At 54.7% G+C, this 25,661-nt stretch carries 27 protein-coding genes; 5 read left to right on the plus strand and 22 right to left on the minus strand.

Annotated features, from left to right (window positions below):
• On the minus strand, window positions 1-396 hold the full coding sequence (gene rpsF, locus ACG1VR_RS20540; RefSeq protein ID WP_016517636.1) for a 30S ribosomal protein S6: 396 nt from the start codon (window positions 394-396) through the stop codon (window positions 1-3).
• Window positions 397-744: 348 nt separating this feature from the next.
• On the opposite strand from rpsF, the gene yjfY reads away from it, so the two are divergent.
• A complete protein-coding gene (yjfY, locus tag ACG1VR_RS20545; protein ID WP_016517635.1) occupies window positions 745-1,020 on the plus strand; it encodes a DUF1471 family protein YjfY in 276 nt (91 codons plus the stop codon).
• 96 nt (window positions 1,021-1,116) lie between these two features.
• Here the strand turns inward: yjfY and ACG1VR_RS20550 are convergent, their stop codons facing one another.
• The 6 genes from ACG1VR_RS20550 to ulaA are packed head-to-tail and all read right to left on the minus strand — an operon-like array spanning window position 1,117 to window position 5,524.
• Complete coding sequence (locus tag ACG1VR_RS20550; protein ID WP_016517634.1) at window positions 1,117-1,806, minus strand: L-ribulose-5-phosphate 4-epimerase; 690 nt, start codon at window positions 1,804-1,806, stop codon at window positions 1,117-1,119.
• Window positions 1,793-2,662 (minus strand): L-ribulose-5-phosphate 3-epimerase, encoded by an 870-nt coding sequence (locus ACG1VR_RS20555; RefSeq protein WP_395489686.1) that lies wholly within the window; start codon window positions 2,660-2,662, stop codon window positions 1,793-1,795. The genes ACG1VR_RS20550 and ACG1VR_RS20555 overlap by 14 nt, the downstream gene beginning before the upstream one ends.
• Window positions 2,663-2,672: 10 nt before the next feature.
• Complete coding sequence (locus tag ACG1VR_RS20560; protein WP_395489687.1) at window positions 2,673-3,329, minus strand: 3-keto-L-gulonate-6-phosphate decarboxylase UlaD; 657 nt, start codon at window positions 3,327-3,329, stop codon at window positions 2,673-2,675.
• A gap of 10 nt (window positions 3,330-3,339) precedes the next feature.
• A complete protein-coding gene (ulaC, locus tag ACG1VR_RS20565) occupies window positions 3,340-3,804 on the minus strand; it encodes a PTS ascorbate transporter subunit IIA (protein ID WP_016517631.1) in 465 nt (154 codons plus the stop codon).
• A gap of 9 nt (window positions 3,805-3,813) precedes the next feature.
• The gene (gene ulaB, locus ACG1VR_RS20570) at window positions 3,814-4,119 is read right to left on the minus strand and encodes a PTS ascorbate transporter subunit IIB (protein WP_039897845.1); all 306 of its coding nucleotides are present in this window, start codon (window positions 4,117-4,119) and stop codon (window positions 3,814-3,816) included.
• A 13-nt stretch (window positions 4,120-4,132) separates the two neighbouring features.
• Window positions 4,133-5,524 (minus strand): PTS ascorbate transporter subunit IIC, encoded by a 1,392-nt coding sequence (gene ulaA / locus ACG1VR_RS20575; RefSeq protein ID WP_016517629.1) that lies wholly within the window; start codon window positions 5,522-5,524, stop codon window positions 4,133-4,135.
• Between the two features lie 368 nt (window positions 5,525-5,892).
• On the opposite strand from ulaA, the gene ulaG reads away from it, so the two are divergent.
• Window positions 5,893-6,957: an L-ascorbate 6-phosphate lactonase gene (ulaG, locus tag ACG1VR_RS20580; RefSeq protein WP_395489688.1), complete on the plus strand. Its 1,065-nt coding sequence runs from the start codon at window positions 5,893-5,895 to the stop codon at window positions 6,955-6,957.
• Window positions 6,958-7,056: 99 nt separating this feature from the next.
• Window positions 7,057-7,812: an HTH-type transcriptional regulator UlaR gene (ulaR, locus tag ACG1VR_RS20585; RefSeq protein WP_016517627.1), complete on the plus strand. Its 756-nt coding sequence runs from the start codon at window positions 7,057-7,059 to the stop codon at window positions 7,810-7,812.
• A 2-nt stretch (window positions 7,813-7,814) separates the two neighbouring features.
• Here ulaR and yjfP read toward each other — a convergent pair whose 3' ends face one another.
• Window positions 7,815-8,543 (minus strand): esterase, encoded by a 729-nt coding sequence (yjfP, locus tag ACG1VR_RS20590; RefSeq protein WP_395489689.1) that lies wholly within the window; start codon window positions 8,541-8,543, stop codon window positions 7,815-7,817.
• A 166-nt stretch (window positions 8,544-8,709) separates the two neighbouring features.
• On the opposite strand from yjfP, the gene bsmA reads away from it, so the two are divergent.
• A complete protein-coding gene (gene bsmA / locus ACG1VR_RS20595) occupies window positions 8,710-9,039 on the plus strand; it encodes a biofilm peroxide resistance protein BsmA (RefSeq protein WP_016517625.1) in 330 nt (109 codons plus the stop codon).
• Window positions 9,040-9,195: 156 nt separating this feature from the next.
• A complete protein-coding gene (gene yjfN, locus ACG1VR_RS20600) occupies window positions 9,196-9,471 on the plus strand; it encodes a DUF1471 family protease activator YjfN (protein ID WP_016517624.1) in 276 nt (91 codons plus the stop codon).
• 19 nt (window positions 9,472-9,490) lie between these two features.
• Here yjfN and ACG1VR_RS20605 read toward each other — a convergent pair whose 3' ends face one another.
• The 14 genes from ACG1VR_RS20605 to tsaE form a co-directional block, all read right to left on the minus strand.
• Entirely contained in the window at window positions 9,491-11,125 is a 1,635-nt protein-coding gene (locus ACG1VR_RS20605; protein ID WP_395489691.1) for an isovaleryl-CoA dehydrogenase, read from the minus strand.
• Between the two features lie 110 nt (window positions 11,126-11,235).
• Window positions 11,236-11,967 carry a 23S rRNA (guanosine(2251)-2'-O)-methyltransferase RlmB gene (gene rlmB / locus ACG1VR_RS20610; RefSeq protein WP_016517622.1) on the minus strand — a complete coding sequence of 244 codons (732 nt, stop codon included), beginning with the start codon at window positions 11,965-11,967 and terminating at the stop codon, window positions 11,236-11,238.
• Window positions 11,968-12,162: 195 nt separating this feature from the next.
• On the minus strand, window positions 12,163-14,607 hold the full coding sequence (gene rnr / locus ACG1VR_RS20615) for a ribonuclease R (RefSeq protein ID WP_395489692.1): 2,445 nt from the start codon (window positions 14,605-14,607) through the stop codon (window positions 12,163-12,165).
• Window positions 14,608-14,644: 37 nt separating this feature from the next.
• Window positions 14,645-15,070 (minus strand): nitric oxide-sensing transcriptional repressor NsrR, encoded by a 426-nt coding sequence (nsrR, locus tag ACG1VR_RS20620; RefSeq protein ID WP_039899082.1) that lies wholly within the window; start codon window positions 15,068-15,070, stop codon window positions 14,645-14,647.
• Window positions 15,071-15,247: 177 nt separating this feature from the next.
• Complete coding sequence (locus ACG1VR_RS20625; protein ID WP_016517619.1) at window positions 15,248-16,546, minus strand: adenylosuccinate synthase; 1,299 nt, start codon at window positions 16,544-16,546, stop codon at window positions 15,248-15,250.
• Window positions 16,547-16,648: 102 nt separating this feature from the next.
• Window positions 16,649-16,846, minus strand: a complete 198-nt coding sequence (locus ACG1VR_RS20630) for a DUF2065 domain-containing protein (RefSeq protein WP_039897843.1) — start codon at window positions 16,844-16,846, stop codon at window positions 16,649-16,651.
• Between the two features lie 61 nt (window positions 16,847-16,907).
• A complete protein-coding gene (gene hflC / locus ACG1VR_RS20635; protein ID WP_016517617.1) occupies window positions 16,908-17,912 on the minus strand; it encodes a protease modulator HflC in 1,005 nt (334 codons plus the stop codon).
• A 2-nt stretch (window positions 17,913-17,914) separates the two neighbouring features.
• Entirely contained in the window at window positions 17,915-19,171 is a 1,257-nt protein-coding gene (hflK, locus tag ACG1VR_RS20640) for an FtsH protease activity modulator HflK (RefSeq protein WP_016517616.1), read from the minus strand.
• Between the two features lie 84 nt (window positions 19,172-19,255).
• Window positions 19,256-20,536, minus strand: coding sequence for a ribosome rescue GTPase HflX (gene hflX, locus ACG1VR_RS20645; RefSeq protein WP_172568484.1), 1,281 nt, complete (start codon window positions 20,534-20,536; stop codon window positions 19,256-19,258).
• Between the two features lie 75 nt (window positions 20,537-20,611).
• Window positions 20,612-20,923 (minus strand): RNA chaperone Hfq, encoded by a 312-nt coding sequence (gene hfq / locus ACG1VR_RS20650; protein ID WP_016517614.1) that lies wholly within the window; start codon window positions 20,921-20,923, stop codon window positions 20,612-20,614.
• Between the two features lie 101 nt (window positions 20,924-21,024).
• Window positions 21,025-21,969 carry a tRNA (adenosine(37)-N6)-dimethylallyltransferase MiaA gene (miaA, locus tag ACG1VR_RS20655; RefSeq protein ID WP_016517613.1) on the minus strand — a complete coding sequence of 315 codons (945 nt, stop codon included), beginning with the start codon at window positions 21,967-21,969 and terminating at the stop codon, window positions 21,025-21,027.
• Complete coding sequence (mutL, locus tag ACG1VR_RS20660) at window positions 21,962-23,842, minus strand: DNA mismatch repair endonuclease MutL (RefSeq protein WP_395489693.1); 1,881 nt, start codon at window positions 23,840-23,842, stop codon at window positions 21,962-21,964. The genes miaA and mutL overlap by 8 nt, the downstream gene beginning before the upstream one ends.
• Window positions 23,843-23,851: 9 nt before the next feature.
• Window positions 23,852-25,183, minus strand: coding sequence for an N-acetylmuramoyl-L-alanine amidase AmiB (gene amiB, locus ACG1VR_RS20665; RefSeq protein WP_395489694.1), 1,332 nt, complete (start codon window positions 25,181-25,183; stop codon window positions 23,852-23,854).
• 13 nt (window positions 25,184-25,196) lie between these two features.
• On the minus strand, window positions 25,197-25,658 hold the full coding sequence (gene tsaE / locus ACG1VR_RS20670) for a tRNA (adenosine(37)-N6)-threonylcarbamoyltransferase complex ATPase subunit type 1 TsaE (protein ID WP_016517610.1): 462 nt from the start codon (window positions 25,656-25,658) through the stop codon (window positions 25,197-25,199).
• Between the last annotated feature and the right edge of the window lie 3 nt (window positions 25,659-25,661).

The following is a 25,661-nucleotide window of genomic DNA, read 5'->3' on the forward strand; positions in this document are numbered from 1 at the left end:
TTACTCTTCAGAATCCCCAGCATCTGCATCGTCAGCGGTTTCGCTAGCGAAATCATCGCGACGCTCACGGCGTTCGTCTTTCGCTTTAACCATTGGAGATGCTTCGGTAACCGCGTGCTTAACGCGCATAACCATGCTGCGGATAACGGCGTCGTTGAAGCGGAAGTTAGTTTCCAGCTCATCGATCGCTTCCTGCGGAGCTTCAACGTTCAGCAGAACGTAGTGAGCTTTGTGCAGTTTGTTGATCGGATAAGCCAGCTGACGGCGGCCCCAGTCTTCCAGACGGTGGATCGTACCTTCTGCTGCAGTAATTGCACCAGTGTAACGTTCGATCATACCCGGAACCTGTTCGCTCTGGTCAGGATGGACCATAAAAACGATTTCGTAATGACGCATCGAATTGCTCCTTACGGATTATTCAGCCTCCTGTCAGGGTCAGCCGCGGCCCATGGAAGCAAGGAACGTGTTTGAATTGCGGCTGAAAAATTGACGCGTAATCATACTTACCCGGGCCTCTAAACTCAAGGGCGCGTGCAAATTAATTATCTTCATTGCAGGGGATTTCGCTAAGCGTGTGAATTACAAAACAAACTGCTGGATAGGCTAAATATTTTGAAAGAGACCATCAGAAATGGTCACTTTTTATTCACCCGGCAGGGATTACACTTATTGATAACAGGCCGCCACCAGCCATTAACAGGAGCGACGACCACTGGTTACACACTTGTTGTAGTGGAGCGCATCATGAAAAATATCGCAATTGCCCTTGCCGCAGCGCTGCTGTTATGTGCAAACGCGACGGCTGCCATCAAAATCGACAGCCGCCAGGCCAGAAATATGGACGATGTTCAGAGCCTGGGCGTAATTTACATCAACCATAATTTCGCCACCGTTCCGGAAGCTGAAGCCGCCATCAACCAGGACGCCGACCAGCACGGCGCGAAGTTTTATCACACTATTATTATGAGAGAACCCGGCAGTAACGGAAATATGCACGTCAGTGCGGATATCTACCGGTAGCCCAGCAGTAAGCGTAAACACCAGAGAAACACCACGATCGATAATACCCATGTTTGACTTTGCCCCCGCTTGCGGGGGCTTTTTCTTGCTGCGCTGTTATTTGGGCTGCCCGTAATAAGCGCCCGGCCCGTGCTTGCGCTGAAAGTGCTTATTCATCAGATAACTATCAATCGCCTCTCGCTGCGGGTTGATTCCCCCGGTTATCCAGGCCATACGTGCGACCTCCTCCATCACCACAGCATTATGCAGAGCCTCGTCCGCATCTTTCCCCCAGGCGAATGGGCCATGCTGATAAACCACGACGCCGGGCGTGTGCAGAGGATTAACCTGCCCTATGGTTTCAATAATGACCCTTCCGGTATTGAGTTCATATTCCTCGGCGACTTCAGCGCTGGTTAACGGGCGCGTGCAGGGAATATCCCCGGAGAAATAATCTGCATGCGTTGTCCCCAGTGCCGGAATCGCTCGCCCCGCCTGAGCCCAGGCCGTGGCGTGGGTTGAGTGGGTGTGAACCACACCACCGATTTCCGGATAACGTTGATAAAGAGCCAGGTGTGTCGCGGTATCCGATGATGGGCGATATCGCCCTTCCAGATGCTCGCCGGTCAGGCTGACAACCACCATGTCATCCACCGTCATCTGCTCATACGCTACGCCGCTTGGCTTAATGACGATACAGCGGCGATCCCTGTCGATAGCGCTGACGTTTCCCCAGGTAAAGGTAACCAGCCCGTGACACGGGAGAGCCATATTCGCTTCGAATACCTGTTGCTTAAGCTGCCGCATGCTTTACCTCCACCGGGAGTCCGGCATTTTTCATTCGGGCCAGCACCCAGTCCCGCGCGGCTCTAACCTCGGCGACCGGGTCTTCGGCCGATTCACTCCACATCTCAATCAGATATGGCCCACGGTAGCCGCTTTGCCTCAGCGTCCTGAAGCAGCGCTCAAACTCAACAACGCCCGTGCCAAACGGCACATTCTTAAATACCCCGGGCAGGGTATCTTTTACGTGAACAGCGACGATATGCCCGCTGCCCGCCTGCAGCTCCATCTGCACGTCGTTATCCCAGGCCGAGAGATTGCCAATATCAGGGTAAAGCTGGAACCACGGGTTATTCAGATAGTGGGCATAGCCCAGCGCCTTGCTGATGGAGTTCATCAGCGGATAGTCCATGATTTCCATTGCCAGCGTGACCTGAGCGCGGGCGGCCATTTCCACCGCCTGCTGCAAACCGTCCCGGAAACGGCAGCGGGTTTCATTATTTGCCTGCTGGTAATAAACGTCGTAGCCCGCCAGTTGAATAACGCGTATGCCGACATCCTGAGCCAGCGCTATTGCTTTGCGCATAATCTCCAGCCCCCGATTGCGCACCTCGTCATCTTCGCTCCCCAGCGGATAGCGGCGATGGGCGCTCAGGCACATCGACGGCACGCGCACGCCCGTTTCGGCCACGGCCTCTACCAGCGCCATTCGCTGCTCACTGCCCCAGTCCAGCCTTGCCAGACGCTCGTCGGTTTCATCCACCGACATTTCGACAAAATCAAAATGAAGCCCGGCGGCAAGAGTTAAACGTTCTCGCCAGCACTCTCCTGCAGGGAGCGCTTTTTCATAAATACCAAGTGGAACCCGCTTGTCTAACATAGGCTCCCCTTTAGCCCCACAGGTGGGCAATGGTGTGCTTAAACTGGCGGGCGGCTTCGACCGGGCTTGCCGCATCACGTATGCTGCGCCCGGCAATAAAGACATGGATGGGAATGCCTTTAAACAGCGGCAGATCTTCCAGCGCCAGGCCACCGGTTACGGTCACCTTGAAGCCCATGTCAGCAAGGCGCTTTATCGCGCTGATGTCTTCCTCACTCCACGCAATTCCGGTGGCCTGAGCGTCCCGGCTGCGGTGATAAACCACCTGCTGGATACCGACATCACGCCACGCCTGAGCCTGCTCCCACGTCCAGAAGCCGGTCAGCTCGATTTGCACATCGCCGTTAAACTCACCGGCAACGTCGAGCGCGCCTTTGGCGGTGTTGATATCGGCGCAGCAAATAACCGTTACCCAATCTGCATTCGCTTCAAAACACATGCGCGAGAGGATTTTCCCGGCATCGGCAATTTTGGCATCCGCCAGCACAATCTTGTGCGGATAGAGTGCCTTAAGGTCACGAACCGCACGCACGCCCTCCCCCACGCAAAGAATGGTGCCCACTTCAATAATGTCGACCTCCTCGGCTATCAGGCTCGTTGTCCGGTAAGCATCTGCCAGAGTCTGGTTGTCCAGCGCCACTTGTAACATAGGTAATGAATGAGTCATTTACTGGTCCTTATGCAGCCGCCGCTGCACGGTCGATTAAATCAAGCACCTCTTGCTCTGAGCGGCAGGCGCGTAAACGGTCAAAGTTTTCTTCATCTTCAAACAGGTTCACAATTTGCATGATGCCAACCTCCTGATGAGCATTGGCATCCACCGCCGCCATCGTAATCAGGATGTCCACCGGGTCGTTGTCCTCGTGGTTAAACATCAGCGGCGTTTTCAGCGTCACCAACGCAAAACCGGTGCGTTTAACGCCTTCTTCCGGGCGGCCATGTGGCATAGCCAGACCCGGGGCGATAACAAAATAAGGGCCGAACTGCGCCACGCCATCGAGAATGGCCTGGTAGTAGCGTGGCTCGACAACGCCTGCTTCCACCAGTAAATCAACGCCAATCCTGACCGCCTCCTGCCAGGTTGCGGCCTCCGCCTGCAGGCGCACAGAGTGGTTTTGAGCCAGGGAATCACGTAGCTTCATATGCCCTCCTTAAATCATGTCCTGCGCAAAATGCTCACCAATTACCGCCATCAGCTTGGGGCCGAAGTCGGCAGCGGAAAGCATGTTGCGAACGCCGATAACGTACTTATTGCCCGTGACCGTGATTTCACCGGCAACGTGAGTCGAAGCAATGATGATGTCCGCTCCGCTCAACTCACTTTTGTATTCACCCACGGCACAGCTGTTGACGGTGTGGTTAATGCCTTGCTGAGTAAGAAATTGATCCACTTTCATTTTCATAATCATGGAGCTGCCCTGCCCACAGCCACAAACGGCAAGAATGCGTACGGTCATAATCTCAATCCCTTTAGTTAACTGAAGTTTCACTGAGAGCCATGTCCTCTTCCTTTCGCAGCGTGCGCCCGGCGAAGAACATGTAAATCAGGGCGATAACAATAACGACGCCCATAAACCACAGACCAAGCGTCAGCCCCTGCATCAGCGGCGGTGCAAGAATCGACCAGTCGGCCATGCCCATCCACGCGCTAAGCCCGGTGAGATGAACCGCCCAGACGCAACCAAAGATTTCGATCATGCCCATCACCAGGCAAATCTTGAGCGCTGCGCGCCAGCCGCCGAAATGGTTAGCAAAGACGCCGATGGTGGCGTTAGAGAAGAACATTGGAATAAAGCCCGGGATAATCATGATGGATGAGCCGCAGGCGATAAGGACCCCAACCGCGATTAGCTGGCCTACGGTGCCCCAAAGGAAGCCCCACACCACGGCGTTTGGCGCAAAGCTATAAATGGCCGCGCAGTCGATGGCTAATACCGCGCCGGGTATTAAGCGTTGTGAAATACCGTTGAAAGCTTCAGAGAGTTCAGCAACAAACATGCGAACACCCTGCACAATGATGAAAATTGCCACCGCAAACTGGAAGCCGGTTTGCAGGATATAGAGAGTCCAGTGCGTTTTTCCGGCCATGGCCTGAACGGTATCAAGTCCGAACGAACAAAGGATTACGCCGAAGAAAAGCGTCATCACAATGGCGGTGGAAACGATATTGTCATGGAAAATATTCAGCCAGCCGGGCAGCTTAAGATCTTCAACGCTCTCCTCTTTTTTACCCAGCCTCGGCGCAATTTTGTAGGCAATCCACGAAGCAAACTGCTGCTGATGGCCGATGGAGAAACCGCTGTTTTCCGTTATCTCCTGCGTCGGCTTGAACATCATGTTTGAGGTGATGCCCCAATAAAGCGATACCAGCACCGCGGTACAAATAATCGTGGTCCACATCGGGTAACCGAGGATGTAGAAAAATACGGCAATAAGCCCGGCCTGCTGGAACATGATATGGCCCGTCAGCATGATGGTGCGGATGCCGGTTATACGGCGCAGCAGCACGTAGCAAATGTTCAGCGCCAGCGCGAGCAGAACCGCGTACCCCACCCAGCTGTAGGCGTCGCCCATTTTTTCAATCGCAGCCATCATAGACGCATAAGTGTCTGATATAGCTCCGTTAATCCCGTACACCTCCGACATTTTTGCCACTACCGGTTTAAAGGTACCTGTCAGGATGCCGGAACCCGCCTGGAGCAACATAAAGCCGATAATAGTTTTGATCGTCCCTTTGATAATCACGCTGGCGCTTTTGCGCAGCAGCAGGTAGCCGAGGCAGGTAACGATCCCCAGCAGCAACGGGGCGTTAGTCATTACCTGATCAAAAAACAGGGTAAAGACGTGATAAAGGATCTCCATAAAGCTCTCCGTAGGATGGTCGCTCCCTGCTTGCTGACAAACAGGCGGATTGAAAACTCAGCCACACTCTATCTTTCAAAAGTAATCACAAGAAGATCAAAAATGATTATTTGTGAGATGCCCCGCATTTTATTTACCCTACCCCTTAAAGGGCTTATTTTCATTCAATAAGCGCTCAAAATAATTCTTTATAATCAAAATCATAATAAATAAAAAAACATTTTAACCTTTATAATCAAGCTGCTTGTCCGCTCCATACACATAGTCACCAGGTTAAAAAAATGCTTTTATACGCTGATTATTCCTGTCAATATAAATCAAATTGAATCATAAAATGATTAAATGGCGACAAAAAAAGGAGTTATCCGATGAGTAAAATTGCTTCGATTACCCGAGAATCCTGGATCCTGAATACTTTTCCTGAGTGGGGAAGCTGGCTTAATGAAGAGATTGAGCAGGAGGTGGTCGCCCCCGGCACCTTTGCGATGTGGTGGCTTGGCTGTACGGGGATCTGGTTGAAATCTCAGGGTGAGGCAAATATCTGTGTGGATTTTTGGTGCGGAGTTGGGAAGCAGAGCCACGGCAACCCGTTAATGAAAACGGGTCATCAGATGCAGCGTATGGCGGGCGTTAAGAAGCTCCAGCCGAATCTCCGCACCACGCCTTTTGTCCTCGATCCTTTCGCAATTCGCGAGATTGACGCCGTGCTGGCTACGCACGATCACAACGATCATATTGATGTGAACGTTGCCGCCGCCGTCATGCAAAACTGCGCCAAAGATGTGCCGTTTATCGGGCCACAAACCTGCGTGGATATCTGGATTAGCTGGGGCGTCCCACGCGAACGCTGCATCGTAGTGAAGCCGGGTGACGTGGTAAAAGTTAAAGATACTGAAATACACGCGCTCGATGCTTTTGACCGTACCGCGCTGATTACGCTACCGGCCGGGCAAAAGGCGGCGGGAGTGTTGCCCGACGGCATGGATAACCGCGCGGTAAACTACCTGTTTAAAACCCCCGGGGGAACGCTCTACCACAGCGGAGACTCCCACTACTCTAACTATTATGCGAAACACGGAAACGAGCACAAAATTGATGTGGCGTTAGGTTCCTACGGCGAGAACCCACGCGGTATTACGGATAAAATGACCAGCGCCGATATCCTGCGTATGGCCGAATCCCTTAATACAAAAGTCGTTATCCCTTTCCATCATGATATCTGGTCAAATTTCCAGGCCGACCCGCAGGAGATCCGCGTGCTGTGGGAAATGAAAAAAGATCGTTTGAAATATGGCTTTAAGCCGTTCATCTGGCAGGTTGGCGGCAAATTCACCTGGCCTGAGGATAAAGATAGTTTTGAATACCACTACCCGCGCGGGTTTGACGACTGTTTTACCCTTGAACCCGATTTGCCGTTTAAATCATTCCTGTGATGTCATGCCGGGCATCGGCCCGGCTTTTTTGTTTATCCATAGGTATTTCAAACATTTTCAAATATCATCTTTCTCTATCATCTCTCATCGGAACTACGCATGACGGAAGCACAGCGCCACCAGATTTTGCTCGATCTACTGCAACAATCCGGATTTATTACGGTTGAACAGGCGATTGAACGTCTGGGTATTTCTCCCGCAACCGCAAGGAGGGACATTAACAAGCTCGATGAGAGCGGCAAACTGAAGAAAGTACGCAACGGCGCAGAGGCGATTACCCAACAGCGCCCGCGCTGGACGCCGATGAATATTCATCTGGCGCAGAATCACGATGAAAAAAGCCGCATCGCCAATGCCGCCTCGCAGTTGGTGAACCCCGGCGAAAGCGTAGTCATTAACTGCGGTTCCACCGCGTTCTTACTCGGCCAGCAGATTTGCGGCAAACCGGTACAAATCATCACTAATTACTTGCCGCTGGCAAATTATCTTATCGAGCAGGAGCACGACAGCGTGGTCATCATGGGCGGCCAGTACAATAAGAGCCACTCGATTACGCTCGGCCCGCAGGAGAGCGAAACGTCTCTGTATGCCGGACACTGGATGTTTACCAGCGGCAAAGGGCTTACCGCCGAAGGGCTGTACAAAACCGATATGCTCACCGCGATGGCGGAGCAGAAGATGTTGAGCGTAGTCGGGAAACTGGCCGTGTTAGTGGACAGCAGTAAAGTTGGGCAGCGGGCCGGTATGCTGTTTAGCCGCGCAGACCAGATAGATTTAGTGATAACCGGCAAACACGCCGATCCTGAAGTAGTAAAAAAACTTCAGGATCGCGGTGTTAAAGTGATGCTGGTTTAGGTTTACAGATGGCGGGCAAAAAACTGGCTTGTGGCTTCCAGCGCCTCGGGTGTAATGCGGTGTTTAACACCGGCTTCCCACAGACAGGTGAGGTTTTTGTCCTGCTTGCTGGCGATTAACGCCTGCTGGAGCCTCAGGGTCTCTACGGCGGGAACCACGTCATCGGCCTCGCCGTGCCAGAGCAGCAGCGGCCTGTCGGCAAGGCGTTCAAGTTGCTGGCCGATATCATAGTCCACCAGTCCGGCAATAATTCCCTCTCTCTCTTCAGCCGCTGGTGGATAAAGGGTTTGCGCCAAAGTAGTGAAATAACCCGATCCCATCAGGCAGGCAACGCAGCGAACCTCCGGGTGGCGAGCCATGATGCCCAGCGCCGTCATGCCCCCCATAGAAGCTCCGGCCACCGCCACTCTTCCCTCTGCAATCAACTTCTTTTCCATAAGAAACTGATAAAGCTCAGGAAATTCATCAATACTGGTTTTTAAAATCGGCCAGAGCTGTAATAGCCGGGCGCTTGCGTTGCCGTCGTAGCGAGCGCCGTGGTCGCGCGCATCCGGCATCACTACTCGGAACCCGGCCTGGGCAAGCGCCACGGCGAAGTAGCTGTAAACCAGTTTAGAGGAGGTAAATCCGTGGTAGAAAATGACCGTTGGCAGCGGGGCTTCTTTCATTCCGGCGGGTACGGCATGCAGGACTTCAACGCCTGCAAACGGCTCATTATAAATTTCAATCATCTTCTCTTCTCCTCCGGCGAAATATCAGGGAAAGTAGCCGCTATTAGGGATTATTGTAACGGTGAGATCCAGTTAGCGATTTTCATTCGAAAGTGAGTTAAAAGCGCGCCTCAGATAACAGATCGGGAACATTCCCCCTTTTCAGCGCCAAACCCGGAACTACACTATGACAGTCAAGAAACGAGAAACCATCATGCTTCGGCTATCCGTGCTAATTACAGCGGCGTTATTGAGCGCCTGCAGCGTGCTTCAGGGTTCGCCGCAGCCAGCTCCACCGCTCCGCGATTATCCGCAGGAAATACAGCGTCCTCAAACTGCGGAGCTAACCAAAATCGGTACGGTTTCAGCCGTAGTACGCGGCTCTCCAATGGACTCAGAAGCCATTATTAAGAAGAAAGCCGCAGCAGCGAAAGCCGATTATTACCTCATCATTATGAATGATGAGACCGTAATACCGGGTCAGTGGTACATACAGGCTATTTTGTATCGAAAATAACGTAGCGGACACGCGTTATTTATTGATATTTACACAGCTTTTCGCCGCTTGATGGTTTCTTGTGCACAATTAACCCCGCCCTCAGGAAGCGGGGTCTGCTTTGAGTAAGCGAAGGATTGCCCTGTGACTTCGGGGTAAATTAATAAGGAACTGACAATGAAACGATCTCTTGCCTTAACTACACTGCTGTTATCTGTTGGCCTGATTCCGACTCTGGCTCAGTCAGCCGAGTTTGCCAGCGCGGATTGCGTGACGGGCCTTAACGAAATCGGATTAATTTCGGTGAATGATATTTTCGGCAGCCCGCAGGACGTCGAGCGCATGATTGCGCTGAAAGCTGACGAGCAGGGTGCTTCCTGGTACCGCATTATTCAAATGCAGGAAAACCTCCAGGCCGACAACTGGCGAGCACAGGCGATTATTTACGCCTGATTACCCGCCGGAGAAATCATCAGGCCATGCCTCCCGTTGCCCGCAGCAGCACATCGCTGATGACCTGCTCGGGCAAAAGCGTTTCGCCTCGGTCATCAAGCTTCATGCGGCACCACGCTTCAGCGGCCGGTGGAGAAAGAAATCGCAGCAACTGCGCTCCACAGGCAAGATCTGCCAGCTGGCGAATAATCTCCCTCCCTCTCTCCTCCTGCGGTTTACGCAACCTTTGCTGAAGCTGCCGCCAGCTGCGGTCAAAATGCCGGTTTTGCCCTTTTACTTCGTCAAACTCGCTATGCAGCATCTCCATGACCGCAGGCTGTTTAGCCAGCACGCGCAGCACGTCGAGGCTCATAATGTTGCCTGAGCCTTCCCAGATACTATTTACCGGCATTTCGCGGTACAGGCGAGGCAGCTCGCTATCTTCGCAATAGCCGATCCCCCCCAGCACCTCCATTGCCTCTGCCACAAACCCAATGCCGGCCTTACAAACGCTAAACTTGGCGGCGGGCGTGAACAGGCGGCTATAGGCGAGTTGTTGAGCATCCCCCGGGGATTCCCAGGCCCGCGCCAGGCGGAACAGAAACGCGGTTTGCCCTTCAAGATGCAATGCCATTTTCCCCAGTAGCTGGCGCATGATCGGCTGCTCGATAAGGCTTTTACCGAAGGCCTGCCGCTGGAGCGCATGATACAAAGCGACCGACAGCGCGCGTCGCATCAGGCCATGGCTGCCAAGCGCGCAATCGAAGCGGGTAAAACCGCCCATTTTAAGGATATGGCGCACGCCCTCGCCTTCTTCGCCGATAAGCCACCCGGTGGCATCGCAGAATTCTGCTTCGGCGCTGGCATTCGAGCGATTTCCGAGCTTATCTTTGAGCCTTTCGAGGCGCACCGCATTGCGCTGGCCATCGGGCAGAATGCGCGGCAGAAAATAGCAGGATAAGCCCCCTTTTGCCTGAGCCAGCACCAGGTGCGCATCGCTTTGCGGTACTGAGAAAAACCATTTGTGACCGACCAGTCGATAAGGCTGACCTGCTCCCCGGTTGCCCAACGGCTCCGCCTTAGTGGTATTGCTCAATACATCCGATCCGCCCTGCTTCTCCGTCATGCCCATGCCAATCAGCAAACCGCGCTTTTGCTCACCGGGCTGAAAATGCGCGTCATAGCGGTCACCCAGCAGCGGCCTGCGCCAGCTTTCAAACGCCTTCGGCAGATGTTGCAGTAGCAGCGGCGTGGCGCCAAAGGTCATGGTTATCGGGCACAGCGTGCCCGCTTCTACCTGAGCATGTTGAATAAAGCGTGCCGCACGGGCGACAAACGAGCCTTGCCTGGCATCTTCCTGCCACGCAAGGTTATGCACTCTGTTAGCAAACAAGCCCTGCATCAGCAGGTGCCAGGCGGGGTGAAAGCGGATATCGTCCAGCCGCTCTCCGCTGCTATCGTATCGCAGCAGCTCCGGCGGGTTAGCGTTAGCCAAACGACCCAGTTCGAGAGATTCCGCAGACCCCAGCTGCTGGCCAATACTGGCCTGAAGCTCCGCATCCCAGCCTGCGCCTTCGCGAACTAACGCCTCTCGCAGGGAGATATCGGAAAGAAAGAGATTGCTGTTGCTGAGGGGCAACGGTTGGTTAAAAACGGTGTGAGTTTGCCAGCGCATCCTGTTCCCTCCATCTTTGGCAATGCCTTTAAGTATGGACGGAGATGGCGCTTCTGCGCGGAGGGGGATCACAAACGGGGCGGTTTACACCCCGTTTGCGTTAAGGCTAATTAACCGCGCTGACGCACGATTTCAAACAGGCAAACGCCGGTAGCCACGGAGACGTTCAGGGAGGAAACGGTCCCGGCCATCGGGATGCTGACCAGTTCGTCGCAGTGCTCGCGAGTCAGGCGACGCATACCTTCACCTTCCGCACCCATCACCAACGCCATCGGGCCGGTAAATTTGCTCTGGAACAGAGTATGGTCAGCCTCACCCGCAGTCCCCACAATCCAGACGTTCTCTTCCTGCAACAGACGCATAGTGCGTGCCAGGTTGGTTACGCGGATCAACGGAACATTTTCCGCCGCGCCGCAGGCAACTTTTTTCGCCGTCGCGTTAAGCTGGGCGGAACGATCCTTAGGAACGATAACCGCGTGAACGCCCGCAGCATCTGCGCTACGCAGGCATGCTCCGAGGTTGTGCGGGTCAGTTACGCCATCAAGGATCAACAGGAACGGACGTTCATGCTCGGCAATCAAATCCGGCAGATCGTTTTCCTGGTACTGACGACCCGGCTTCACGCGGGCAATAATCCCCTGGTGAACCGCGCCTTCGGCTTTCTCGTCCAGCCACTGGCGGTTTGCCACCTGAACCGGAATGCCCTGCGCTTCAACAGCGTGGATCAGAGGCATCAGGCGCTTGTCTTCGCGACCTTTCAGGATAAACACTTCCTGAAAACGCTGCGGAGCACGTTCAAGCAGGGCCTGGACGGCGTGAATGCCGTAAATAATTTCACTCATTGATGTCACTCATTGCGGACGAGAGATCGCCCGTGTTGGTTTATTCATGTCTATGTTTAGCCCCTCACCCCGGCCCTCTCCCCAAAGGGACGAGGGAGAAAAACGATAAGGCCTTCCCCGTTTACACGAGGGAGTACATCATCATTCTGTCTGTCCCCTCTCCCTTTCAGGGAGAGGGTTAGGGTGAGGGTAATATCAGCTTACCGGCTTTTTAGCCGCGCGCTTCGCCTTGGTCGCAGCCGCTATTTTACGGGTTTTGTCCGACGGCGCTTTGGCTTTCTTCGGTTTCTTTCCGGCCTTCTCTTTCTTCGCTTTGGCACCGTCCTTCTCTTTACGGAAGGCGTTGTCAGGCTCGAAGTTTACGCGCTTACCGGCCTGACGGCGTTTGGAAGGCGCTCCGCCAGCTCCTTTCTTCGCTTTATCCTTCGCCGTTTTACCTACGCCACGCGGCGCACGCTGGCTTGAGATAAGCGCGAAGTCGATTTTACGCTCGTCCATGTGAACGGCTTCAACCCGAACTTCAACGCGGTCACCCAGGCGGTAAGTCTGACCGCCGGACTCGCCAATCAGGCGCTGGCCAATCTGGTCGAAACGATAGTAATCGTTATCCAGCGTCGAGACGTGAACCAGCCCGTCGATAAACAGATCGTCCAGGCGAACGAAGAAACCAAACCCGGTTACGCTGGCGATGATGCCGTTGAAGACCTGGCCCACCTGATCCTGCATAAAGTCGCATTTCAGCCAGTCAGCTACGTCGCGGGTTGCTTCGTCGGCGCGGCGTTCCGTCATCGAGCAATGCTGACCAAGCTGGAGCATCTCTTCCATGCTGTAGTGCCAGCCGCCGGACTCGGTGCTGTTGCCTTTATGGCCCTGCTCTTTTGCCAGCAGATATTTGATGGCACGGTGCAGCGACAGGTCCGGGTAACGGCGGATAGGCGAAGTAAAGTGCGCGTACGATTGCAGCGCCAGACCGAAGTGGCCGCGGTTTTCCGGATCGTAAATTGCCTGTTTCATGGAGCGCAGCAGCATGGTTTGCAGCATTTCATGGTCAGGACGATCGGCGATGGAGGCCAGAAGGTCAGCGTAATCACGCGGCTCTGGTTTCTGCCCGCCCGGCAGCTCAAGACCCAACTCCGCCAGTACCGAGCGGAACGCGGTGATGGCGTCATTGCTCGGACGATCGTGGTCGCGGAACAGCGCAGGTTCGTTATTTTTCTCAACGAAACGCGCCGCCGAGATATTCGCGAGGATCATGCACTCTTCGATAAGCTTATGCGCGTCGTTACGCACGGTTTGCTCTACGCGTTCGATACGACGTTCAGCGTTGAAGATAAACTTCGCCTCTTCGCTTTCAAACGAGATGCCGCCGCGCTGGGCGCGGGAGACTTCCAGCACTTTATAAAGGTTATGCAGCTCTTCGATGTGCTTCACCAACGGCGCGTACTGCTCGCGCAACTCCTGGTCGCCCTGCAGCATATGCCAGACTTTGGTGTAAGTCAGGCGCGCGTGGGAGCTCATCACCGCTTCATAGAATTTGTAGCCGGTCAGGCGGCCTGCGGCTGAAATAGTCATTTCGCAGACCATACACAGGCGGTCAACCTGCGGGTTGAGCGAGCACAGACCGTTGGACAGCACTTCCGGCAGCATAGGAACAACCTGCGACGGGAAGTAGACCGAAGTGCCACGATTGCGCGCTTCGTTATCCAGCGCGGTTGGCGGACGCACGTAGTAGCTCACGTCGGCAATAGCGACCCAGAGGCGCCAGCCGCCGCCGCGTTTTTTCTCGCAGAATACGGCATCATCGAAATCTCGGGCATCTTCGCCATCGATGGTCACCAGCGGCAAGTCGCGCAGATCAACGCGGCCAATTTTGGCTTCTTCCGGCACTTCTTCCTTCAGGGTCGAAACCTGCTCTTCAACCTCTTTAGGCCAGACGTAGGGAATTTCATGAGTACGCAGCGCCATATCCACGGCCATGCCGGTGCCCATATTGTCGCCGAGCACTTCAACAATCTTGCCGATGGCTTTGGTGCGGCGGGTCGGGCGCTGGGTCAGCTCAACCACCACCACAAAGCCCATACGGGCACCCATCAGCTCTTCAGGCGGGATCAGGATATCGAAGCTGAGGCGGCTGTCGTCAGGCACCACAAAACCAATACCAGCATCGGTAAAGTAGCGGCCAACGATTTGACCGGTTCTTGGCTCCAGCACGCGGACAATACGCGCTTCGCGACGGCCTTTGCGGTCGGCACCCAGCGGCTGCGCCAGCACCAGGTCACCGTGCATGCACATCTTCATCTGCTCAGATGAAAGATAGAGATCGTCTTTACGCCCTTCCACGCGCAGGAAGCCGAAGCCATCGCGGTGGCCAATCACTTTGCCTTTGAGTAAATCAAGGCGTTCCGGCAGCGCATAGCACTGACGGCGGGTAAAGACCAACTGCCCGTCACGTTCCATCGCACGCAGGCGACGGCGCAGGGCTTCAATCTGTTCTTCACCGGAAATTTTTAGTTCGTCTGCCAGTTCTTCACGATTGGCAGGTTTTTCACGTTTTGAGAGATGATCGAGAATAAACTCCCGGCTTGGGATCGGGTTTTCGTATTTTTCGGCTTCTCGTTCCTTAAAAGGATCTTTTGACATTTCGGGTCCTCCGTTGTCATCCACAGATGGAGTGTGATTAGTCCACCAGCAGTAATTTGTAGAGCGGTTGGTTTTGGTCCACCAGATCGGCCAGCGTGTGCTTATCAAGCTCCTTCAGGAAACTTTGCACCGCTTCGGCCAAAGCCTGCTTGAGTCGACAAGCCGGGGTGATATGACAAAACTCACTGCTACAGTTCACCAATGAGAGCGGCTCCAGCTCACGCACCACGTCGCCTATGCGGATAGTCTCCGCAGGCTTACCAAGGCGGATGCCGCCGTTTTTTCCTCGCACGGCCATTACATAACCCGCGCGGCTGAGTTGATTGATGATTTTCACCATATGATTTCGGGACACGCCGTACACCTCTGTCACCTCAGAAATGTTGGTCATTCTCCCTTCGGGGAGAGAAGCCATATAAATCAAAGCACGTAAACCGTAATCAGTAAAACTCGTTAACTGCACATCAACCTCATGGGTGGGAGGGGAAACGCTTTGCACAAGGCAAGGTGTACCTTAAACCAGGCACATATTGATGATAAACCAGCCATAAGGCTGCCAGCTAATTTATTTGGCGAGAATAGCGAATAAAGCGGCGGGAAACGAGCAATACGGGGTGTGGAGCCACACCCCGCCACATCATTATGCGTCGAACGGATCGCGCAGAATCATGGTTTCAGTACGGTCTGGGCCGGTAGAAATGATATCAATCGGCACGCCGGTGACTTCTTCAATGCGTTTGATGTAGTTCAACGCTGCCTGCGGCAGACCGCTACGCTCTTTCACGCCAAAGGTGGTTTCGGACCAGCCCGGCATGACTTCGTAAATCGGCTCGATACCTTCCCAGTCATCCGCCGCCATTGGGGTGGTGGTGACTTCACGGCCGTCCGGCAGACGGTAGGCTACGCAGATTTTAACTTCTTTCAGGCCATCCAGTACGTCCAGCTTGGTCAGGCAGAAGCCGGACAGGGAGTTGATCTGCACCGCACGACGCACGGCAACCGCATCCAGCCAGCCGGTACGACGACGACGACCGGTGGTGGCACCGAATTCGTTACCCTGTTTGCACAGGAACTCGCCGATGTCATCGAACAGTTCGGTTGGGAACGGACCTGCACCCACGCGGGTGGAGTAGGCTTTGATGATACCCAGAACGTAATCAACATAACGTGGACCAATGCCGGAGCCGGTCGCTACGCCACCCGCGGTGGTGTTGGAAGAGGTTACGTACGGATAGGTACCGTGGTCGATGTCCAGCAGCGTACCCTGAGCACCTTCGAACATGATGAAGTCGCCGCGTTTGCGCGCCTGATCCAGCAGGTCAGACACGTCCACCACCATGGAGGTCAGGATGTCGGCAACCGCCATCGCATCATCCAGCACTTTCTGGTAGTCAACCGCTTCAACTTTGTAGAAGTTCACCAGCTGGAAGTTATGGTATTCCATCACTTCTTTCAGCTTGTCTGCAAAGGTGGCTTTGTCAAACAGGTCGCCAACGCGCAGGCCACGACGGGCCACTTTGTCTTCGTAAGCCGGGCCGATGCCGCGACCGGTCGTACCGATAGCTTTAGCGCCGCGAGCTTTTTCACGCGCAACGTCCAGCGCAACGTGGTAGTCAAGGATAAGCGGGCAAGCTTCAGACAGCAGCAGACGCTCACGTACCGGAATCCCGCGGTCTTCCAGCCCTTTCATCTCTTTCATCAGCGCCGCAGGAGACAGCACAACGCCGTTACCGATGATGCTGGTGACGTTTTCGCGGAGAATACCTGATGGAATAAGATGGAGAACGGTTTTTTCACCGTTGATTACGAGAGTGTGGCCTGCGTTGTGACCGCCCTGGTAGCGTACAACATATTTAGCCCGTTCAGTCAGAAGATCTACGATCTTTCCTTTACCTTCGTCACCCCATTGGGTGCCCAGTACGACGACGTTGTTACCCATTTTTCAAAATCACCGTTTGCTTAAAAAAGGATTCTACCATCGGTTTCCCAGATGAACAGCCCTTTTAGTACACAAAATAGTATTCTGCCGAATAAATTTTGCTCAGTTGCCGCCGCGACTCAACATGTAGTAGATCACGATGCCTGCAACCACAAGACCTCCGCCAAAACGGCGCAACAGCGTGTCGGGTAATTGTGCCATAGCGAGGATCATACGCCGCCAGATGCGTGGGTAGAGCATCGGCCCAAGCCCCTCAAGCACTAAAACCAGCGCAAGAGCCAGCCAGATTGTTGAATTCATAATCATCCTTTACGGGCATAAAAAAAGAGCCGGTAAACCGGCTCTTTCATCACATTAAAGATTAGCGTGAGCTGGTAGTTGGCGTCTTCATGTAGCGGAAGAAGTCACTGTCCGGGCTCATGACCATAATGTCCTGGTTTGACTGGAAGCTCGCTTCATAAGCACGCAGGCTACGAATAAAGGCATAGAAGTCCGGGTCCTGGCTAAACGCGTCGGCAAACAGCTTCGCTGCTTCAGCATCGCCTTCACCGCGGGTCATACGGCCCTGACGCTCGGCTTCTGCCAGCGTACGAGTCACCTCGTAGTCAGCGGTAGCGCGCAGCTTCTCAGCCTCTTCCTGACCCTGTGAACGATGGCGACGTGCAACCGCTTCACGCTCGGCGCGCATACGGTTATAGATAGCCTCGGACACTTCGGTCGGCAGGTTGATCTGCTTGATACGCACATCCACCACTTCAATACCCAGCGCAGCCATACTGTTCGGGTTAATCACCGGCACTTTGCCGTTGGTTTCCTGAGTCACACGCGCTGCTGCCGATGCAATGGCATCGTCCGCCGCCGGCGTGGCGACTTCGTCATCCGTACCCGCAGAACCGGAGTTCAGCGCATCGCGCACGTCCAGCGTCAGGCGACCACGAGAGTCGGTTACGATGTCTTTCACATCCAGACGACCAATTTCAGAACGCAGACGGTCGCTGAACTTACGTTTCAGCAAGACTTCTGCCTGAGAAACATCGCCGCCGCCTGTCGCCAGGTAGTAACGGCTAAAGTCGCTGATACGCCACTTGATATAGGAGTCAACGATCAGGTCTTTCTTCTCTTTGGTAACGAAGCGATCGGCCTGGTTGTCCATGGTCTGGATACGAGCATCCAGGGTTTTCACGGTTTCAATGAATGGGATCTTGAAGTGCAGACCCGGCTCATAAACCAGCGGTTTGTTTTCGTCATCACGCAGGACTTTACCGAAGCGTAATGTAATGCCGCGCTCACCCTCATGCACCACAAACAGCGAGGTGTAAATCACGACCAGCACGATGATAATTACTGCAATTAAAGACTTACGCATCGTTATTCACTCCCTACGCGCTGGGTATCGTTGCGCTGCGCGTTAGCGCGACGGCTATCCATGACATCGCCACTCGAGGAGGACGAAGAGGTGCTGGCACTGCTGCCGGAGCTGGACGCTGGCGGCAGACGCAGCAGATTGCTCGCCGCGCTGTTATCGCTCTTTGCAGCTGGCTGCTGAGCGCCACCCTTCAACATCTGATCCAGCGGAAGCACCATCAGGTTGCCACCTTTGTCGTTAACCAGCACTTTACGGGTGTGGCTAAGCACTTTTTCCATGGTTTCGATATACAGACGCTCGCGGGTAATTTCCGGCGCGGCTTTATATTCAGGCAGCAACCTGGCAAAGCGAGAAACTTCACCCTGCGCTTCCAGAACGGTCTGCACTTTATAAGCACGGGCCTCTTCCAGAATACGCTGAGCCTGGCCGTTAGCACGCGGCTGGACTTCGTTGGTGTACGCTTCCGCTTCACGGATGTACTGCTGTTCGTTTTCACGAGCAGAGATAGCATCATCAAACGCCGCCTTCACTTCTTCCGGCGGACGCGCCGTCTGGAAGTTGACGTCCAGCAGGGTTATCCCCATGTTGTACGGGCGAATCGTCTCTTCCAGCTCGCGCTGGGTGTCGCTACGAATAATGGTACGACCCTCGGTGAGGATCTTATCCATGGTGTATTTGCCGATAACGCCGCGCAGCGCGCTGTCGGTTGCCTGACGCAGGCTGTCGTCCGCGCTGGTTACGCTAAACAGGTAACGCTGCGGATCGGTCACGCGGTACTGCACGTTCATTTCAACGCGCACCACGTTTTCATCAGAAGTCAGCATCACGCCTGAGGCGGCCAGTTCACGGACCGACTCAACGTTAACGGCCTGAACGCTGTCGATAAAGGTCGGCTTCCAGTTCAGACCCGGCTCAACCAGATGGCTGAACTTACCAAAGCGGGTCACAACACCGCGTTCGGCTTCTTTAATGGTATAGAACCCGGTTGCGGCCCAGATAATTACGACCGCGACGGCAACGATACCGACGATACGACCGCCAATGGGATTACCCGGCCCCTGCGATGAAGCACCGCCGCTGCCGCCACTTTTTCCGCCCCCAAGGCCACCGAGCTTTTTGCTCAGCTTACGGAAGATATCATCCAGATCAGGTGGCCCCTGATCGCGCCCTCCTTTGTTACCCCCAGAGTCGCCGCCAGGCTTGCTGCTTCCCCACGGGTCGCGGTCCTGTCCGTTATTACCGGGCTGATTCCACGCCATGTTTATGCTCCATATTTGTTGTGCGGTGATATCCCCCGAGGGGGAAATAGTCTTCAGGACATTTGTGAGCCGGCTTGATTGCGTCTAAACGATGTAATCCGCCAGTGCCGGTTCTTGTTTACAGAGGCGGCGCCAGTCCACGATGGGCATACGAACTTCTAACCCAAGAGAACCGTCTTCCTCTGTCCACTCTTTTTCTATTGCCTGAAGCTGATAAAAACGGCTCCGCAAGCGGCCTTCCTGAGGAGGTAAACGCAGCGTGTGCTGCGCAATTTCACCAGACAAACGCTCGGTCAGAGCCTGGAAAAGCAGTGGGACACCGGCCCCGGTCTGAGCGGAAAGCCAGACCCGGATCGGCACATTCTCGTCGTTCCTGTCGATGCGCGGTTCGAACTCGTCCAGCGCATCGATTTTATTCATGACCAACAGAGACGGGATTTCATCTGCTTCAATCTCTTCCAGTACGGTATCGACTGCTGCAATGTTTTCCTGCATCCGGAAGTCAGCCGCGTCAATGACGTGTAACAACAGCGTGGCCTGACGTGTCTCCTGCAAAGTGGCTTTAAACGCCGCTACCAGGTCATGCGGCAGATGGCGAATAAAACCTACAGTATCTGCCAGCACGGTTTCGCCCACATCGGCGACGTCAATGCGGCGCAGCGTAGGATCGAGTGTGGCAAATAGCTGATCCGCGGCGTAAACATCTGCCGCGGTAATTCTGTTAAACAGCGTGGATTTACCGGCGTTGGTATAGCCCACCAATGAAACCGTCGGCACATCTGCTTTATTGCGTGAACGGCGCCCCTGCTCGCGCTGTTTTTCAACTCGTTCTAAGCGCGAGAGGATCAGCATAATTCGGTTACGCAGTAAGCGACGGTCGGTTTCGAGCTGGGTTTCACCCGGGCCGCGTAAACCAATCCCGCCTTTCTGACGTTCAAGGTGGGTCCAGCCGCGCACCAGGCGAGTAGCCAGATGGCGAAGCTGAGCCAGCTCAACCTGCAATTTACCTTCATGGGTACGTGCACGTTGGGCGAAAATATCTAAAATTAACCCGGTGCGGTCGATGACACGACACTCGCACAGAGCTTCAAGGTTACGTTCCTGGGCGGGGGATAACGCGTGATCAAACAGCACAACCGACGCCCCAGTAGCTTTTACAGCTTCGGCAATTTCAACGGCTTTGCCTTCACCAACGAAATACTTTGGGTGCGGGGACTTGCGGCTACCGGTCACCACCTGCAATGCTTCGACGCCGGCTGAAGAGACCAGGGATTCAAACTCCACCAGGTCTTCCATATCTTTGTCTTGCGAAAAATAGATGTGTACCAGCACCGCCTGCTCACCGGCATCATAACGGTCAAACAAGCGTATAACCTCTCAAAAAGACCAGCGGGGAACGCAGCTGAACTGGTCCCCCGACCGGGAAAACAGCCTTCGACCTTATTCGGTCTCTTCGCCGTCTTGTTGCGTCGCAGAACCAGCCTGCGCGCTGCCGCCGTGATGGTAGCCGCCAGAACCGCCGGTGCCGGTGTTATTGCTATGATGAGAAACCGGACGAGACGGAACAACGGTAGAAATCGCGTGCTTATAGACCATCTGGCTGACCGTGTTTTTCAACAGGATCACGAACTGATCGAAAGACTCAATTTGCCCTTGCAGCTTAATACCATTCACCAAATAAATAGAAACTGGAACACGTTCACGACGCAGTGCGTTCAAGAACGGATCTTGTAAAGATTGCCCCTTAGCCATTCTATCTTTTCCTTATATGTTTGTTGTTTGTCACTCAAGAGCGATTAGCTCTGAAAAACTGCGTAAAAATTTGCGCACGCTGACGTTTCAATTGTACACATTCACCCATGCTTCGCACTAACAACCTGTAGCACTTCGCTGTATGCCTGTTCAGGATTTTCACTGTCTAACCAGTGAACACCTTCCCAACCACGCAGCCAGGTCATCTGGCGCTTAGCCAATTGACGCGTCGCGCAAATACCTCGATAAACCATCTCGTCATAGGAGGTTTCACCCGCCAGATAAGACCACATCTGCCGGTAACCCACACAACGAATGGAAGGCATCTCCGTATGCAAATCTCCGCGAGCAAAAAGCGCCCGCACTTCTGCTTCAAAACCTGAAGCTAACATCTGATGATAACGCTGCTCAATTCGCTGATGGAGCAGTTCACGGCTCGCCGGGGCGATGGCGAACTGATGCACCTGATACGGCAGAGCTTCTCCTGACGTTTGCGTCAGTTCCGTTAAAGTTTTACCCGAAATGAAAAAAACTTCCAGTGCCCGGGAAAGCCTTTGCGGATCATTTGGATGAATCCGGGCGCCCGCAACGGGATCAATCTGTTCCAGTTGGCGATGCAACGCGTCCCATCCCAGCTCTGCTGCCTGTTTCTCTATCTTCGCTCTCACTTCAGGGTCGGCTGACGGCAGCGGCGAAAGCCCTTCCAGCAGCGCCTTAAAGTAAAGCATTGTTCCGCCCACCAGCAGCGGGATACGCCCGGCGGCGGTAATCTCTGCCATCTCGGCCAGCGCATCGCGGCGAAAATCCGCTGCGGAGTACGCCTGAGCCGGGTCAAGAATGTCCAGCAGCCTGTGCGGCGCCTGGGCCAGTTCCTGCTCCGTTGGCTTAGCGGTGCCGACATCCATTCCACGATAGATGAGGGCCGAATCCACGCTTATCAACTCTACTGGTAAAGTTTTACGCAAATTAATAGCAAGAGCGGTCTTGCCGGAGGCCGTTGGCCCCATTAAAAAAATCGCCTGAGGCAGTTTTTTATCTTCAGTCATGTTTCAGGGCGTTCATCGCCGATTGTAAATCAACAGGTTGCAGTAAGCCGCCGGGCGGTGATTTCACCAGCTGCGGGCAAAGACGTTCGACTTCAGCCAGCAGGGCAATAGCCTGAGCCTGGCTCCAGTGCTCGTTATCGCTCGCAAGATGACGAGCAATCCACATAGCGAGCTGGCTCTGCGAGACTTCTGCCTGTTGCGCCAGGTATCCTGGCAGTTCGTGAATCAAGATTTGTAAATTTTGTTTCCGTAAAGGTAAAGGTACTGTGCGAATTGTTATTTGACGGGCGTCAGTATCAAATTCGATGCCCATTTCTTTCAAAAGCGATTGATATTTAACCAATACATCATGTTCCTCACGGCTGACTTTAAGCCGCAGAGGGATCAACAGCGGCTGAGCGCGCAGCCCCTCGCTGCCGGGCGAGAGCTGCGCCTGTTTTAACCAGCGCTCGGCAACCGCCAGCGAGAGCAGCGCAAGCTTACCCTGGCGCTCAAGCAGAGCGGTATCGGGGGGTAAAACCGTCAGCACCCGGCCAAAGCTTTGCGAGTGGCCTTCCAGCGCCCCCGGCTCTTCTGCACGTGCTACCGGCGGCTGGCTGACTTCCGGCGTGTCCAGCAGTTGGCGGTATAACGCGCCCTGCTGCTTCTGGTAGCCCGGCGAAGCATGCGGCCAAAGCGGCGTACTACCGCCCGCACCAGAGCGCCCACCGCCTGCCGAAGAAGACGATGAAACCGGGCGCGGCGAAGGCTCCCGAGGCTCACTTTCTACGGCCGGAGTGGCAAACTGGTTACGCCCGGCGGCAACCCGGTTTTCAGGCTGCCAGCGTTCGGCGGGCAGCTCCGTTGTCTCTTCCAGCGCCAGCGCATTTTCGCTTTGCTGTTGCAGCACGCTAAGCACGCCCTGATAAATAAAATCATGCACCAGTCGCGACTGATGAAATCGCACTTCATGCTTGGCGGGGTGAACGTTAACATCCACCTGATGAGGATCTATCTCCAGATACAGCACGAAAGCCGGCTGCTGATCGACCCCGAGTTTATCCTCACAGGCCTGGCGGATGGCGTGGTTAATTAGCCTGTCGCGCATCATGCGGCCATTAACATAGCAATACTGAATTTCCGCCAGCGCAGACGTTGTGGCGCGCGGTTCGGCAACCCAACCGCGCAGTGCCAAATCACCGTGCTGCCACTCAATGGCCAGCGCTTGCTCAAGAAACGGCGTGCCGCAAATAGCGCCGAGCCGCCTTTCACGAGGCGCTCCGTCCTGAACCGCACGATACTGGCGGATCATCTTACCGTTGTGATTGAGCGTGATGGAGACGTCGAAGCGCGCCAGCGCAATGCGGCGCACCACTTCATCGATATGATTAAACTCGGTCTTTTCGGTACGCATAAACTTGCGGCGTGCCGGAGTGTTGTAAAACAGGTCGAGAACTTCAAGCGTCGTCCCTACCGGATGTGCGGCGGGTTTCACCGTAACATCCTGGTCGCGCCCTTCCGCATATGCCTGCCAGGCTTCGCTTTGCTCTGCGGTACGCGAGGTCAGCATCAGGCGGGACACAGAGCTGATACTGGCCAGCGCTTCTCCGCGAAATCCCAGACTAATAATCGCTTCCAGATCGTCAAGCGAAGCGATTTTACTGGTCGCGTGGCGGGCCAGCGCCAGCGCCAGCTCCTCCTGTTTAATGCCGCAGCCGTTATCGCGGATGCGGATAAGTTTCGCGCCCCCACGTTCAATATCAATGTCGATGCGCGTGGCACCGGCATCGAGGCTGTTCTCGACCAGCTCTTTCACTACCGACGCAGGGCGCTCTACAACCTCGCCAGCGGCGATCTGGTTCGCAAGCTGCGGCGGCAGAACCTGAATCGGCATGTTATCTCCTTAGTTAGTAATCGCGACCTGCTGCGGCGAACCTGCCTGCGCGCGGGCGGTCTGCTCACTCCCCGGAGCCGATTGCAAAGGGTGCTCCCGGAAGTAGTTTCGCAGTCCTTCGTAAATCGCCTGGGCAATTTGCTGCTGATAGCTATCGCTGCCTAACTGGCGCTCTTCGGAGCTGTTGCTGATAAACCCGGTTTCGACCAGCAGAGAAGGGATATCCGGCGAGCGCAGCACGCCCAGGCTGGCATGCTCGGGGCGGCGTTTGTGCAGCGAACCTACGCGCTGCAATTGGGCCAGCACTTTTGTCGCCACATCATACCCGACGCGCTGTGAATGACCGAACTGCAAATCAAGCACCGCCTGGCTGAGGTAAGGGTCCGCCTGGCTGTTGGCCAGCACGTCACCCGCGCCGCCCAGTAACTCAGACTGCTTCTCGTGCTGCTCAAGCCAGCCCGCCATCTCGCTATTAGCCCTGCGGTTGGAGAGAACCCAAACCGAAGCCCCGGTTGCATCGCGGTTAGGCGCGGCGTCAGCATGAATAGAAACCAGCAGGTTGGCATTTTGCTTACGCGCCACGTCGGAGCGGCCCATAACCGAAATAAAATAATCGCCATCGCGGGTCAACACACCGCGGAACATTGGGTCGTCGTTCAGCAACGCCTTGAGCTTGCGGGCTATGGAGATAGTGACGTTCTTCTCCTGAGTGCCGCCGGGGCCAATGGCACCGGGATCCTGGCCGCCGTGCCCGGCATCAATCGCCACCACAACGGTATCCGACGGGCCGTTGTTTTTAACCCTGGCAGCCGGACGGGTAACGGTATTAGAGCCGATTACGCCGGTTACCTGCTGCGGTTTGAAGGGATTACGGGCCGGATCGGGCGAGCGAACGGGAGCCGCAGGCTCAGCTCGCTTAGCCACTACTGGCGGCGGCGGTGGAGGCGGCGATGCATCTGCATTAATGGTAAAGATGACGGTATAATTGGCGCCGTTCTGCTGCTTAACGGCGCGCGTTTTACCCGGCTGGGTTAAATCGACCACCAGACGCAGCGACTGTTCGTCTTTAGGCTGCCCGGAACGAATGCTTTTCACCAGATTACTGCCGCTAAACTGTAGCGGAAGCCCGCGAATCACGCCGGTTTGCTTAATATCCAGCGCGACGCTTCGTTTATCGTCCTGCGAAAAAGTATATTCCGGGTCACCCATAAAACTGAAGGTGATACGCGCCTGGTTATCACCGTTAGAAACCTGAATATCCGAAAGCGTTGCCGCTCCAGCCTGTGCGCAGCACATCAGCAGGAAGCCGGCCATCAACCAACCTTTCACGCGATAGATCATCCCGTCATCCTTGTTATTTGGCTAACCGCGCCAGTAACGACTCACCAGATGAGGAAACAGCTGCAATGCGTGCCTCACGCCCTTGCGCCTGGTAGCTTAGGTGAAGTTCGACATCCGGTTCCGGGAGCACACCTTTCCCCTGCTGCGGCCACTCAACCAGGCAAATAGCGTCGTTGGTGAAGTAATCGCGAATTCCCATAAACTCCAGCTCTTCCGGATCAGCCAGTCGATATAAATCAAAGTGATAGACCATCAGGTCATCAAGCTGATACGGCTCAACGAGCGTATAAGTTGGGCTTTTAACGTTGCCCTTATGACCCAGCGCCTGCAAAAAACCGCGGCTAAAGGTGGTTTTTCCCGCCCCAAGATCGCCATACAGGTAAATAACCGTTGCGCCTTCGCAGGCTCGCGCCAGGCTATCGCCCAGCTGTAATGTTGCCGCTTCGTCAGGTAATTCAATAACACGATTCATCATGGC

Source organism: Cedecea davisae, assembly GCF_044095835.1.
GTDB classification, from domain to species: Bacteria; Pseudomonadota; Gammaproteobacteria; order Enterobacterales; family Enterobacteriaceae; genus Cedecea; species Cedecea davisae.

Excerpts from the sequence above, each read along its gene's own strand:
- rpsF (WP_016517636.1), bottom strand. The coding sequence starts at position 396 with ATGCGTCATTACGAAATCGTTTTTATGGTCCATCCTGACCAGAGCGAA.
- yjfY (WP_016517635.1), top strand. The coding sequence starts at position 745 with ATGAAAAATATCGCAATTGCCCTTGCCGCAGCGCTGCTGTTATGTGCA.
- ACG1VR_RS20550 (WP_016517634.1), bottom strand. The coding sequence starts at position 1,806 with ATGCGGCAGCTTAAGCAACAGGTATTCGAAGCGAATATGGCTCTCCCG.
- ACG1VR_RS20555 (WP_395489686.1), bottom strand. The coding sequence starts at position 2,662 with ATGTTAGACAAGCGGGTTCCACTTGGTATTTATGAAAAAGCGCTCCCT.
- ACG1VR_RS20560 (WP_395489687.1), bottom strand. The coding sequence starts at position 3,329 with ATGACTCATTCATTACCTATGTTACAAGTGGCGCTGGACAACCAGACT.
- ulaC (WP_016517631.1), bottom strand. The coding sequence starts at position 3,804 with ATGAAGCTACGTGATTCCCTGGCTCAAAACCACTCTGTGCGCCTGCAG.
- ulaB (WP_039897845.1), bottom strand. The coding sequence starts at position 4,119 with ATGACCGTACGCATTCTTGCCGTTTGTGGCTGTGGGCAGGGCAGCTCC.
- ulaA (WP_016517629.1), bottom strand. The coding sequence starts at position 5,524 with ATGGAGATCCTTTATCACGTCTTTACCCTGTTTTTTGATCAGGTAATG.
- ulaG (WP_395489688.1), top strand. The coding sequence starts at position 5,893 with ATGAGTAAAATTGCTTCGATTACCCGAGAATCCTGGATCCTGAATACT.
- ulaR (WP_016517627.1), top strand. The coding sequence starts at position 7,057 with ATGACGGAAGCACAGCGCCACCAGATTTTGCTCGATCTACTGCAACAA.
- yjfP (WP_395489689.1), bottom strand. The coding sequence starts at position 8,543 with ATGATTGAAATTTATAATGAGCCGTTTGCAGGCGTTGAAGTCCTGCAT.
- bsmA (WP_016517625.1), top strand. The coding sequence starts at position 8,710 with ATGACAGTCAAGAAACGAGAAACCATCATGCTTCGGCTATCCGTGCTA.
- yjfN (WP_016517624.1), top strand. The coding sequence starts at position 9,196 with ATGAAACGATCTCTTGCCTTAACTACACTGCTGTTATCTGTTGGCCTG.
- ACG1VR_RS20605 (WP_395489691.1), bottom strand. The coding sequence starts at position 11,125 with ATGCGCTGGCAAACTCACACCGTTTTTAACCAACCGTTGCCCCTCAGC.
- rlmB (WP_016517622.1), bottom strand. The coding sequence starts at position 11,967 with ATGAGTGAAATTATTTACGGCATTCACGCCGTCCAGGCCCTGCTTGAA.
- rnr (WP_395489692.1), bottom strand. The coding sequence starts at position 14,607 with ATGTCAAAAGATCCTTTTAAGGAACGAGAAGCCGAAAAATACGAAAAC.
- ACG1VR_RS20625 (WP_016517619.1), bottom strand. The coding sequence starts at position 16,546 with ATGGGTAACAACGTCGTCGTACTGGGCACCCAATGGGGTGACGAAGGT.
- ACG1VR_RS20630 (WP_039897843.1), bottom strand. The coding sequence starts at position 16,846 with ATGAATTCAACAATCTGGCTGGCTCTTGCGCTGGTTTTAGTGCTTGAG.
- hflC (WP_016517617.1), bottom strand. The coding sequence starts at position 17,912 with ATGCGTAAGTCTTTAATTGCAGTAATTATCATCGTGCTGGTCGTGATT.
- hflK (WP_016517616.1), bottom strand. The coding sequence starts at position 19,171 with ATGGCGTGGAATCAGCCCGGTAATAACGGACAGGACCGCGACCCGTGG.
- hfq (WP_016517614.1), bottom strand. The coding sequence starts at position 20,923 with ATGGCTAAGGGGCAATCTTTACAAGATCCGTTCTTGAACGCACTGCGT.
- miaA (WP_016517613.1), bottom strand. The coding sequence starts at position 21,969 with ATGACTGAAGATAAAAAACTGCCTCAGGCGATTTTTTTAATGGGGCCA.
- mutL (WP_395489693.1), bottom strand. The coding sequence starts at position 23,842 with ATGCCGATTCAGGTTCTGCCGCCGCAGCTTGCGAACCAGATCGCCGCT.
- amiB (WP_395489694.1), bottom strand. The coding sequence starts at position 25,183 with ATGATCTATCGCGTGAAAGGTTGGTTGATGGCCGGCTTCCTGCTGATG.
- tsaE (WP_016517610.1), bottom strand. The coding sequence starts at position 25,658 with ATGATGAATCGTGTTATTGAATTACCTGACGAAGCGGCAACATTACAG.